This window comes from Arthrobacter sp. 01T419, assembly GCF_056398865.1.
The window spans coordinates 259,253-271,100 of record NZ_JBFTQF010000005.1 but is presented as its reverse complement, the minus strand read 5'-3'; the positions used below and the strand labels follow the sequence as shown (position 1 = coordinate 271,100).

At 62.9% G+C, this 11,848-nt stretch carries 11 protein-coding genes; 1 reads left to right on the top strand and 10 read right to left on the bottom strand.

Translation table 11 applies throughout. From position 1 onward, the window contains the following. From prcA to AC1DLO_RS10285, 8 genes are all read right to left on the bottom strand, one after another. Positions 1 to 708 carry a proteasome subunit alpha gene (prcA, locus tag AC1DLO_RS10320; protein ID WP_476889671.1) on the bottom strand — a complete coding sequence of 236 codons (708 nt, stop codon included), beginning with the start codon at positions 706 to 708 and terminating at the stop codon, positions 1 to 3. A 1-nt stretch (position 709) separates the two neighbouring features. Beyond that, the gene (gene prcB, locus AC1DLO_RS10315; RefSeq protein ID WP_476889670.1) at positions 710 to 1,519 is read right to left on the bottom strand and encodes a proteasome subunit beta; all 810 of its coding nucleotides are present in this window, start codon (positions 1,517 to 1,519) and stop codon (positions 710 to 712) included. A gap of 78 nt (positions 1,520 to 1,597) precedes the next feature. Further along, the gene (locus tag AC1DLO_RS10310) at positions 1,598 to 1,801 is read right to left on the bottom strand and encodes a ubiquitin-like protein Pup (RefSeq protein ID WP_184735227.1); all 204 of its coding nucleotides are present in this window, start codon (positions 1,799 to 1,801) and stop codon (positions 1,598 to 1,600) included. Between the two features lie 122 nt (positions 1,802 to 1,923). Then, positions 1,924 to 3,540, bottom strand: coding sequence for a depupylase/deamidase Dop (gene dop, locus AC1DLO_RS10305; RefSeq protein WP_476889819.1), 1,617 nt, complete (start codon positions 3,538 to 3,540; stop codon positions 1,924 to 1,926). A 50-nt stretch (positions 3,541 to 3,590) separates the two neighbouring features. Further along, positions 3,591 to 5,405, bottom strand: a complete 1,815-nt coding sequence (gene arc, locus AC1DLO_RS10300) for a proteasome ATPase (RefSeq protein ID WP_476889669.1) — start codon at positions 5,403 to 5,405, stop codon at positions 3,591 to 3,593. 101 nt (positions 5,406 to 5,506) lie between these two features. Further along, the gene (locus tag AC1DLO_RS10295) at positions 5,507 to 6,559 is read right to left on the bottom strand and encodes a tRNA (adenine-N1)-methyltransferase (protein ID WP_184735231.1); all 1,053 of its coding nucleotides are present in this window, start codon (positions 6,557 to 6,559) and stop codon (positions 5,507 to 5,509) included. 119 nt (positions 6,560 to 6,678) lie between these two features. Next, a complete protein-coding gene (locus tag AC1DLO_RS10290; protein ID WP_476889668.1) occupies positions 6,679 to 7,848 on the bottom strand; it encodes a site-2 protease family protein in 1,170 nt (389 codons plus the stop codon). Next, positions 7,849 to 8,580 (bottom strand): HAD family hydrolase, encoded by a 732-nt coding sequence (locus AC1DLO_RS10285; protein ID WP_476889667.1) that lies wholly within the window; start codon positions 8,578 to 8,580, stop codon positions 7,849 to 7,851. A 120-nt stretch (positions 8,581 to 8,700) separates the two neighbouring features. On the opposite strand from AC1DLO_RS10285, the gene AC1DLO_RS10280 reads away from it, so the two are divergent. Further along, entirely contained in the window at positions 8,701 to 9,606 is a 906-nt protein-coding gene (locus tag AC1DLO_RS10280; protein WP_476889666.1) for a PAC2 family protein, read from the top strand. Positions 9,607 to 9,668: 62 nt separating this feature from the next. Here AC1DLO_RS10280 and mshC read toward each other — a convergent pair whose 3' ends face one another. Together mshC and AC1DLO_RS10270 are read right to left on the bottom strand one after the other, a co-directional pair. Then, complete coding sequence (mshC, locus tag AC1DLO_RS10275; protein ID WP_476889665.1) at positions 9,669 to 10,952, bottom strand: cysteine--1-D-myo-inosityl 2-amino-2-deoxy-alpha-D-glucopyranoside ligase; 1,284 nt, start codon at positions 10,950 to 10,952, stop codon at positions 9,669 to 9,671. A gap of 16 nt (positions 10,953 to 10,968) precedes the next feature. Next, positions 10,969 to 11,802 (bottom strand): undecaprenyl-diphosphate phosphatase, encoded by an 834-nt coding sequence (locus AC1DLO_RS10270; RefSeq protein ID WP_184735241.1) that lies wholly within the window; start codon positions 11,800 to 11,802, stop codon positions 10,969 to 10,971. Positions 11,803 to 11,848: the final 46 nt, after the last annotated feature.

The following is an 11,848-nucleotide window of genomic DNA, read 5'->3' as shown; positions in this document are numbered from 1 at the left end:
TCAGGCCTCCCCTGCCAGCAGCTGCGTGATTTCTTCTGCCCGGAGCCGGCGGAAAGCCCGACGGGACCCGCGCCCGCTTTCCGGACTTCGGTCCAGCACTGCGGCTTCGACAGCGGTCCCGGGCAGGGCGTCCACCTCTTTGTCCGTGGCCAGTGCCTTGACCGCCAGGCGTAGGGCGCCGGCCAGGCTAAGCTCGGCCTGCCAGCCAGCAGCCACGACTTCAGCTACTTGCTCGGCCAAGCCGCCCATGACCACAAAGCCGTTCTCATCGGCAATGGAACCGTCAAAGGTCAGCCGATACAGATGATCCTCGGCTTGGGTGTGCCCGACCTCTGCCACCGCAAGCTCCACTTCGAACGGCTTCTGTTCCGCGGTGAAGACGGCGCCGAGGCTCTGCGCATAGACGCTCGCCAGCCCGCGGGCAGTAACGTCCTCGCGATCATACGAATAGCCGCGGACGTCGGCGTAGCGCACACCAGCCTGCCGGAGGCTCTCAAACTCGTTGTACTTGCCCACCGCGGCGAAGGCGATCTTGTCGTAGATCTCACCGATCTTATGGAGGGACGGCGATGGGTTTTCCGCCACCAAGGCGATACCGTCCGCGCAACTGATCACGACAACTGAACGGCCCCGGGCGATGCCCTTCCGCGCGAAATCCGCGCGGTCCTTCATCAGCTGCTCGGGCGAAACATAAAACTGCTGGGTCATATCAGGCCTCCCGTCCGGCAACTGCGCGCGCTTCAATAATGGTTCCGGCGATCGCCGCCAACTCCCGTTCGGAAACCCGACGGGCACCGGCGCGATTGACCGTGTACACCACCGGCCAGAGTTGGCGGACTGGATCCGGACCGCCTGTGGCGGAGTCGTCGTCGGCGGCGTCATAGAGGGCTTCGACGGCGACGGCGACTGCCTCCTCTTCGGTGAGGTTCGGCCGCCACAGTTTCTTCAGGGCACCACGGGCGAACACGGCACCGGAGCCCACGGAGTGGTGCTCCAATTCCTCGTATCGTCCGCCGGTCACATCGTAGGAAAAGAGCCGTCCCACGCCGGCTGCCTGATCGAAGCCCGCGAAGAGCGGAATCACTGCGAGACCCTGCATGGCCATCGGCAGGTTGCCCCTAATCATGGCCCCGAGCCGGTTGGCCTTGCCATCCAGGCTCAGCAGCGTGCCTTCGATCTTTTCGTAGTGTTCCAATTCCACCTGGAACAACCGCGTGATGTCGATGGCGAGCCCGGCAGTGCCGGCAATGCCCAGGACAGAGTAATCGTCGGCCGGGAAGACTTTCTCGATGTGCCTGCTGGCGATCACGTTGCCCATGGTGGCGCGCCGATCCCCCGCCATCAGGACGCCACCCGGATAACTCAGGGCAACGATTGTTGTGGCATGGGGCACCGGAGGGATCTGTCCCACGGGAAGCGCTTGATTGAAGGGAAGGAGTTCAGGCCTGGAGCGTTGCAGATGCTCTGTGAACGAAGACGTTGCTTGGGTGGCCAGATGGCCGGCTGCTGGATCCTGCATTGCTGCGCTCCTTCGACTCTGACATCCGATGCCCGGCGGCCTCGCGCCGGCCGGGCCCTGAGATTAGCTGGCGGCTTCTTACTGGCCGCCCTTTTGCACGAACGCCCGTACGAACTCTTCGGCGTTCGATTCAAGGACACCGTCAATTTCGTCGAGGAGATCGTCCACGCCCTGGGTGGCGACCGAAGCCTGCGCTTCTGGTGCTGCGGGCGGTGCCTCCGGGACGTCAGCTTCTGTCTCGACGTCGCGGGACTGCGGTTGCTGCTGCTCCTGAGCTGCCATTTCCTTCTCCATTCTGTCCATCCCCGGCAACGGGGACTTCCTGTAATGCCATACTGCCACGGGGCGGGCCGCGACGCTGCGGTTTTAAGAGCCCGTTTGACGGCCTTTCATCCCCTGCCGGTTCAGGCGGGCGGGGACGGGTCCAGTCCGAGCAATTCACGGAGGAAGGCACCCGCGGTGGCGTGCTTTTGAAAGAGCTGGCCGGTGAGTGCTTCCGTGCCCCGGAGGGGTTCCCGCGTGGGCACCCGTTGAAGTTTGCCAATGCCGGGAACGTCGAAAATGACCGAATCCCAACTGGCGCCCACTACGTCCTTACCGAAACTGGAAACGCATTTCCCGCGAAAATATGCCCTCGTGTCCGATGGCGGTTCGACGACGGCGCGGCTGATGGCTGCGTCGTCGACGATCTTCTGCATGCGGTCACGGGAAAGCATGCGGTAGTACAAGCCTTTCTCCGGCCTCACGTCAGACCACTGCAAATCGATCAGCCCCAAGCGGGCGTCGTTCCATTCCAGTCCGTCACGGTTCCGATAGCCATCCAACAGGGACATCTTGGCGAGCCACTCGACAGAAGACGCGGCACCAGCGGGGTTGCTCCCCAGAAGCCCCAATGTCGACTCCCAGCGGTCCAGGACATCCCGGGTATGGCCGTCTCCACTGAACGAATCGGAGACACCGCTCTCCTGGGCAAGTTTGGCCGCAGCCTCGTAATACATCCACTGGATATCCAGCGCTGTTACACGTCGGCCGTCAAGAAGCCTGACCGTAGCAGTCAGGGAGGTGTCGTGGCTGATTGCCTGCAGTCCTGCCACAGGCTCATGCACTTCGATCTTCGGGGCTTGGCCGGCTTCGATGAGGCTCAGGACCAGCGCCGTGGTGCCAAACTTCAGGTAGTTGGACACTTGGCTCAGGTTGGCGTCGCCGATGATGACGTGCAAGCGACGGTACTTGTCCGCCGTTGCGTGGGGCTCATCGCGGGTGTTGATGATCGGACGCCTGATGGTGGTTTCCAGTCCAACCTCGGCTTCGAAGAAGTCCGCACGTTGACTGATCTGGAATCCGGCAGTCGAACCGTCCTGGCCCTTGCCGAGTCGCCCTGCCCCGCAGATGACTTGGCGCGTGACGAAGAACGGCGTCAGGCCACGGACGATCTCCCCGAACGGCACCGATCGCGGCATGAGGTAGTTCTCGTGGGAACCGTAGGACACCGATTTGTTGTCGGTGTTGTTTTTGTACAGGTTGATGGCCGGCAAATCGGGATCGGCTGCGACCTTCCGAACCGTGGCCAAGGCCACCAGATCGCCGGCCGCGTCCCAAGCAACGATGTCGCGGGGATTCGTGACCTCGGGACTGGAGTATTCCGGATGGGCATGGTCCACATACAGGCGCGCCCCGTTACCGAGGACCATGTTCATCAGCAGTGAACCAGATTCGTCGCTGCCATCGGCTTCGAGCTCCTGCCGCCCATAGGCAAGCGCAACGGCCTCGGCGTCAAGCACGGGAGGCCTGTCAGTCAGTTGGCTGGGATCTGCCGCACTGCGCTCAAGCGTCCAACCGCGTGCATCGTGCAGTGGTTCTTCGTCCGTATAGTCCCACCGGGTTTCCGCGCCCCCCGCCGCCCGCTGCCGCGTCAGGTTCGCGTAGGCCTGAATAATTCGCGCGGACATCATGGTGGCGTTCGCCCCGGGCGCCGTGGGCGCGTGGATACCGTATTCGGTTTCCGATCCCATGACCCGCATGGCCCCGCCCACGGGAAGTTTCTCCGAGGGCAGGCCTTCCGGCCGGGCCGTCACAGGTACTGGCCGGTGTTGGGAGTCGTCTCGATCGACTTCCCGGGCTCCTGGCCGGCCTTGCCCTGGACGATGGTGCGGATATACGTGATGCGTTCGCCCTTCTTGCCTGAGATGCGTGCCCAGTCATCCGGGTTGGTGGTGTTGGGCATGTCCTCGTGTTCGCGGAATTCATCGACGACGGCGCGCAGGAAGTGATCGATCCGCAGGCCTTTCTGCTGGGTCAGCAGGAGGTCCTTGATGGCGTACTTCTTGGCCCGGTCCACCACGTTCTGGACAACGGCTCCGGAATTGAAGTCCTTGAAGTAGAGCATCTCGGTGTCGCCATTGGCGTAGGTGACTTCGAGGTACTCGTTGGATTTCTCGGTGGAGTACATGGCTTCAACGGTGCGCTGGATCATGGCATCCACGGTGGCCTGCACATCGCCGCCGTGTTCAGCCAGATCCGTCGCATGGAAGGGCAGGTCGGTGGTGATGTACTTGGCGAAAATGTCAGCAGCCGCCTCTGCGTCGGGTCGGTGGATCTTGACCTTCACGTCCAACCGGCCCGGGCGAAGAATGGCGGGGTCGATCATGTCTTCGCGGTTCGAGGCGCCAATGACGATCACGTTGTCCAGCCGCTCGACGCCGTCGATCTCGCTGAGGAGCTGCGGGACGATGGTTGTCTCGACGTCGGAGGAGACACCTGTGCCGCGGGTGCGGAACAGTGAGTCCATTTCGTCGAAAAACACCACCACGGGGCTGCCATCCGAGGCCTTTTCCCGGGCACGCGCAAAGATCAGGCGGATGTGGCGCTCTGTCTCGCCAACGTATTTGTCAAGGAGTTCAGGACCCTTGATATTCAGGAAGTAGCTCTTCAGGTCCACGTTGCCTGCCCGTTCGGACGCGCGCGCGGCTAGGGAGTTGGCCACGGCCTTGGCGATAAGCGTCTTGCCACAACCCGGAGGGCCGTAAAGCAGGATGCCTTTGGGCGCCTTAAGTCCGTGTTCCCGGTACAGGTCCGGATGAAGGAACGGCAGTTCGACGGCGTCGCGGATTTGTTCGATTTGCGGGCCCAAGCCGCCGATATCCTCGTAGGTGATATCGGGGACTTCCTCGAGGACAAGGTTCTCAACTTCCGCCCGGGGCACTTTCTCAAGGGCATAGCCGGTGCGGGAATCGAGCGACAGTGCGTCACCGACGCGCAGGTGCACTTTCTGCAGGGCGCCTGAAAGCCTGACAACCCGCTCTTCGTCTGCCCGGCCAACCACCAGGGCGCGGTCGGTGCCAAGCATTTCCTTGAGCGTGACGAGTTCGCCAGCCCTTTCATAGCCTAGGCCGGTTACCACGAGCAGGGCCTCGTTGAGGAGGACCTCCTGCCCAACCGCCAGCTGGTTCAGGTTCACGAGCGGACTGACGCCTACGCGCATCTTTCGGCCGGCATTAAAGATGTCAACCGATTCCTCGGTGGCCGCCTGCCCCGTGCTGCCTGCCGTTGGCTGCCGCCGGGGGTTGATTTGAAGGATGGTCCCGAAGCTGTAAGGCGGTTGGCCGTCTTGTTCGAGGGCGCCCTTGAGCCGCAGGATTTCGGCCTTGGCCGTTTCCAGCATGGTCACGAGTTTGGTGTTGTTCTGGGTGGCGGCGGCCAACTGACGGTCGATGTGGCGCAGCTTGTCGCGAAGGATGTTTATCTGGCGTTCCGCAACGGTGAGCTCACCGGCGTCCTCCGCCGGTTGAATTGCTCCACCGCCATGTCCCACTTTTCCTTCAGCCACGGCCTTGTTCGATGGCTCCTCAGGTGTTGTCCGCCCGAAGTCATTGTTCGACGTATCCACGAAGCATCAGCTCCTTCCCGCTTTCTATAAATAGACCTTAGCCCTCAAAAGCGTCGGGAAACCTGTGACATCCGGAATGCGGACCAGTTTGTGATGTTTGACTAGTGCGAGGGCGAGGGCTCGTCCTTGACGTTGGTCCCGGCAATCGCGTCGCGTGCCGCACGGCGAAGTTTTTTGTCGGAAACCGCCCGCTCCCCGACGGCTCCCGGCGTCCAGGCATTCAAGTCTTCTTCGCTGAACTCCGTCTTGGACGGACGGCGCTTGACGGAAATTCCGGTAACACCGTCCGCGAGGCGACGCGTCACGAGCAGGAAGCCGGTGTGGGCCACCATGCGGTGGTCAGGACGGACGGCGAGGCCCTCGAGGTGCCAGCCACGGACCATGGACTCCCAGGCGTCTGGTTCCGTGAACCGGCCGTCGGCACGGATGGCTTCGGCAGTACGGGAGAGCTGGGTGACGGTGGCTACATAGTTGATCCACACGCCGCCGGGGGCCAGGACCGTCGCCACCGCATCAAGGCATTCCCAAGGAGCCAGCATGTCGAGCACCACACGGTCCACGGATCCTGGTTCTTCGCTGCGGACTACTTCCTCCTGGAAGTCGCCCAGCGAGATCTTCCAGGCCGGGTGCGGGCCGCCGAAAATGGTTTCAACGTTGCCACGGGCGATGTCGGCGAATTCTTCGCGGCGCTCGAAAGAGTGCAGGTAACCGCCGTCGCCCACTGCACGAAGCAGGGAGATCGAAAGAGCACCGGAACCCACGCCGGCTTCCACAACGCGCGCGCCCGGGAAGATGTCGGCCATGGTGACGATCTGCCCGGCATCCTTGGGGTACACCACTGCAGCTCCGCGGGGCATGGACAGCACGAAGTCTGAGAGCAGCGGCCGGAGCGTCTGGTACTGCTGACCGATGTTGTTGGCCACCACGGAGCCGTCAACCTGGCCGATGATTTCATCGTGGTTCAGGAAGCCGCGGTGCGTGTGGAAGGCCCCGCCTTCTTCCAAGGTGATGGTGTTCATCCGGCCACGTTCGTCCGTGAGCTGGACCCGCTCACCCACTCGGAACGGCCCGCGGCGCCGTGCCGCACCAGTCGGCTGGATGGCAGGGTTGGCGGCGGCGGTGGCCGTGTAGTTGGCGGCGGTTTCGCTGCTCATGGGTATTTCCTCGCTCCTGTACGGCTGGGCCGTCAATTGTTGCCGCAGTTACTGCTTAGGGATGCGCACTGCCGGCCGGGTTTTTTCGCGGCCGGCAGGTAACTCTACCGGGAAAGGTCCTACGGGCGCCCGCTCCGGCGGGCTACTTTACCTGTAATCGCCGTCACTACGGCCTGCTGCCTTAGCAGACCCGTGACGGTGCCGATTTCATCCACCACGGCATATTCGCCGCCGCTGAGCTGGGCCAAATACTGGATCAGCTCCTGGCCGCTTGATGTCCTGGGTACGTAGGCGCCCTCGGCGAGCGGAGTTGAAACTGCTGTGACCATGGTGGTGGATACCTCCGAGGCCGGCACGGCTGCAGTGGCCGCAGGATCAACGAGTCCTTGTGGCCGTCCGTCCGGTCCACAGATCACAACGGCGGGAATACCGTAGGGTGCCACGCGCAGGACATCCGCGACGGTGGCCGAGTTCGGAATCCCGACGGCGGGTTCGGCCAGCGCGGCGGCACTCACCAAGTGGAGGCGGCCGCGGAGGGTTGCGTGCCTGATGGCACCTGAAGCGCCCATCCAAAGAAAGCTGCAGACCAGGAGTGTGATGAGCATCAAACTCACGTCTGGCGTGCTGCCACTCAGCAAGGGTAAGGCGATGAACCAAAGAACCAGGACGATCACGATGACCCGTCCGGCCCATCCGGCCGCCACTGTTCCCTTTTCCTGGCTTCCTGTCGCTTTCCATACCGCGGACTCCACCAAGCGACCCCCGTCAAGGGGAAGACCCGGGAGCACATTGAAAATCCCGATCAGCAGGTTGGCCCACATGAAAATGTTGGTCAGGGTGTCCCCTACCCCGGTGATGACACCTGCCTCCAGCATTAGCCAGGCTGCGCCCGCGAGGACAAAGTTGGCGGCGGGTCCTGCCAAGGCAACCACAACCGAGCGTCCCGGGGAGGCGATGAAGCCCTCAAATTGCGTGTGCCCGCCCCAGAGGTTCAACACGATCTTCTCGGTGGGCCATTTGAAGGCCTTGGCGCTCAGCGCGTGGGCCAGTTCGTGCACGAGCACTGAGAGCGCAAGAAGGAGCGCGTAGGCAAAGGCAACAAAGTAGGCGCCAATTCCCAAGGAGTGGTTCCTCACGAGCAGCGCGGGTCCATAGACGACGACCGTGAACGCGGCAATGATGAACCAGGAATACGCAAGATAGACGGGGATCCCAGCTATGCGGCCGAGCGGTATCCCGTCCTTCCTGCCGCCACGGGTGCTGTGGCCGCCATTCCGGGGAGTGCTCACCTAGTTTGCCTGTCCGAGGAGGGCGTTATCCAGCACATTGGCCGAGGCACGGGCAACAACAAGTGCTTCAAGGTCGGCGACCTTCCTGCCCTGGAGGGTGTCCCAAGTTGCCCTGCGGGGGTCCTCAGGAAGCGGCATCTGGTGCGGAATTCCAACGGTCACCAGTCCGGACGCGATCGCGGACGCAACTCCCGGAACGGAATCCTCGAGTGCGACGCAACGGTCCGCGGTCAGCTCAGGGTCGGTGTTCTGGAGGCGCTCGACGGCGGTGAGATAAGCCTCGGGGTGGGGTTTTCCTTGGCCGACAGTGTCACCGGTAATGAGGAATTCAAAGTACGGCTTGGGGAGGTTCGCCACGACTTCCCGCGCCATGGGACCTTCGGACATCGTTACGAGCGCGCAGCGGACGCCCGTCTGGTAGAGCTCGTCAAGCAATTCCTTGGCGCCGGGCCGCCATGGCACCTCGACGCGGAGGCGGTCGATGACCTGGCCGCTCAAGATGTCCACGATCGCCCGCTTTGCCAGGTTCACACCGGCCGCCTGAAGAATACCTGCAGAGTGCATCAGCGACTGTCCTACGAGCTGCATGGCTTGTTCATGGCTCCACATGCCGCCGTGGGACTCTACGAGGGCGCGTTCTGCAGCAATCCAGTACGGCTCGGTGTCCACCAGGGTGCCATCCATATCCCATAGCGCGGCTTTGAGGAGGGGCTGGGTGGCTGAGGCATGCATGCCTCAAGTCTACGTGGAAGGACAGGAGGCAATTGTCGTTCTACGCCGGGGGCGAAGTGTGGCCACGCCGACCCCCTCAAGGCCATGCGTGGGTGGCGGTCTTGGACGTAGGGTGAGTGGATGAACAGTTTGGACGGAGCCCCTGACGGACAGGCCACTTCACCGGAGCCTGAGCGCCTTCTCCAGCCTGTACCCGAGGGCCAGCGCATCACGGTGATGCTGGCGGCTTTCGAAGGCTGGAACGACGCCGGTGAGGCCGCCAGTGATTCCTTGCACTACTTGAACAAGTTGTGGCAAGGGAAGAAAGTGGCATCCGTAGATGCCGACGACTACTACGACTTCCAGTTCACGAGGCCGACGGTTCGACGCACCGCGGCAGGAACCCGCAAGGTGAAATGGCCTTCCACGCGCCTCTACAAGGCCAGCGTCCCGGACAGCAATGTGGACGTGGTGTTCGTGCTTGGCACGGAGCCTTCCTACCGCTGGCGCGCCTACACCGCAGAGCTTCTGGTTCACGCCGAAACGCTCAAGGTTGACTACGTTGTGCTGATTGGCGCCCTCTTGGCCGATGTCCCACACAGCCGCCCGATCCCCGTCAGCACCACGTCGGACGATAGTGGACTGAGGCAGCGCTTGAACCTGGAGGCCTCGCAGTATGAGGGGCCGGTAGGCATTGTCGGCGTCCTGGCCGAATTCGCCCTGCTCGCGGGCCTGCCCACCGTATCGCTGTGGGCGGCCGTGCCGCACTATGTCGCGCAGGCGCCCTCCCCCAAGGCGCAACTGGCCATCTTGAACAAGATCGAGGATCTTCTCCAGGTGCCCTTGGAAACGCATGCATTGAGCGAGGAATCCGAGGCGTGGGAGCGCGGCGTGGACGAGTTGGCCACCGAGGATCCGGAAATCGCCGCCTACGTCCGGCAGCTCGAAGAAGCCAAAGACACGGCCGACCTTCCCGAAGCAAGCGGTGAATCCATCGCCCGCGAATTCGAGCGCTACCTCAAGCGCCGGGGCAAAGATAAGCCCTGACGGCCGTGCCGCCAGGGCTTATCCCGCAGGGACCCGGGTCGATTTTCGTTTCGGGAGCGTAGCTACAGTTCGACGCCGAGCAATCCGTTGACGGCGTCGCTCACCAGCGCTGCGTCCAGCGCGCCGTGCTTTGCATTGGACGGCTCGCTGAGGGCGGCCGCTGCCCAGGCGTCGACGGCAGCGATCGCGCCAGGCGCGTTGAGGTCATTGGCCAGTTCGGCACGCATCCGTTTCAGGAGTTCCAACGCCGTCCCTTCGGGAGCAATGTCCCGGGCGGTACGCCACGTTGAAAGGCGTTCCTTGGCTTTGGCGAATCCTTCATCGGTCCAGGACCAATCCGAGCGGTAGTGGTTTGCCAGGATCGCCAGGCGGATTGCCGCAGGCTCCTCCCCCGCGGCGCGGAGCTTCGAGACCAGCACCAGGTTGCCCTTCGACTTGCTCATCTTTTCGCCGTCCAGGCCAACCATTCCAGCGTGGGCATAGTGGTGCGCCAAGGGTACTCCGCGAAGCGAATATGCGTGTCCGGCGCCCATTTCGTGGTGCGGGAACACGAGGTCCGAGCCGCCGCCCTGCACGGTGAAGGGAGCGGGCAGGTACTTCTGGGCGATGACCGTGCACTCAATATGCCAACCGGGCCGCCCTTCGCCCAAGCTTGCACCGGGCCAACTTGGCTCACCGTCGCGGGCAACGCGCCACAGCAATGGATCGAGCGCATTGCGTTTGCCGGAACGGCCGGGATCTCCCCCGCGTTCGGCGAAGAGTTCCAGCATTTCCACTTCACCGAGACCTGAGATGTCGCCGAGGGTCCAGGCATCCGGGCTGTCCGAGCGTTTGCCCGCGGCCTCGACGTCGTAATAGACGTCGCCGTCGGGCTCGCCGCCGGTGCCATGCACCCGGTAGGCGAGTTCGTCCGTGATCAGTTGTTCAATCGCCGGGACGATCATGGGGATGGCCTCAACGGCACCGATGTAGTGGTTGGGTGCCAGCACGTTGAGGGCGTCCATGTCGGTCTGGAAAAGCTCAATCTGGCTCGCTGCCAGCTCGCGCCAGTCAACGCCGGTGGCGGTGGCGCGCTCCAGGAGGGGATCGTCGACGTCGGTGACGTTCTGGACGTAGGCAACCCGCTGACCGCTGTCCCGCCATGCTCGGTTGAGCAGGTCGAAGGCGACGTAACTGGCCGCGTGGCCCATGTGGGTGGCGTCGTAGGGCGTGATGCCGCAGACGTACATGGATTGATCGCCGCGCGGTTCGATGTCCACCAGTGCCTTAAGGGCGGTATCAAACAGTCGCAGTTGGGGCATGCTGCCGGGCAGTTCAGGCACAGGGCGGGAGATCCACGATTTCACAGCCTCAACCATAGTGCTAGGCGCTGATGACATTGAAACCGAGCAATACATAGAGGGCGAGGCCAAGGAGGATGCGGTACCACACGAAGGCACGGTAGCTGTGGGTGGAAATGAACTTGAGGAACCAGCCGATGATGACGAAGCCCACAACGAAGGCGATGACCGTAGCCAGCGCTGTTTCCGGAAGGCCGAAGGGTCCGGTGATTCCTTCCTTCGACACCACCTTGTACAGCTGGTACAGGCCGCTTCCGAAGACGGCCGGGATCGCCAACAGGAAAGAGTACCGCGCGGCGGCTTCACGGGTGTAGCCCATCAACAGGCCGGCTGTAATGGTTCCGCCCGAACGGGATACGCCGGGGATGAGCGCCATGGCCTGGGCCAGCCCGTACAGGATGCCGTGCTTGTAGGTCAGTTGGCTCAACTCCCGTTTCTGCCGGCCAACGGCGTCGGCCACCGCAAGGATCATGCCGAAGACGATAAGCATGGTGGCCACGATCCACAGGCTGCGGAGGACGGACTCGATCTGGTCCTGGAAGAGCAGTCCAAGCACGATGATGGGCAGGCTGCCGAGAATGACCAGCCAACCCATCCGGGCGTCGGGATCGTCCTTCGCCACTTTGCCGCGCAGCGATCCGAACCAAGCCCGCACAATCCTGACGATGTCCCGCCAAAAGAAGACAATGACGGCCGTCTCCGTGCCCAGCTGCGTAATGGCCGTGAAAGCAGCACCGGGATCTGCCGCATTGGGCAGGAATGAGCCGACAATACGCAGGTGTGCGCTTGAAGAAATCGGAAGGAATTCTGTCAGGCCTTGCACGAGGCCGAGGAAGGCCGCTTCTATCCAGTTCACGTGAATAGACCCTACGTCATGAACTACCCGAACTCCCCGTAAGCTA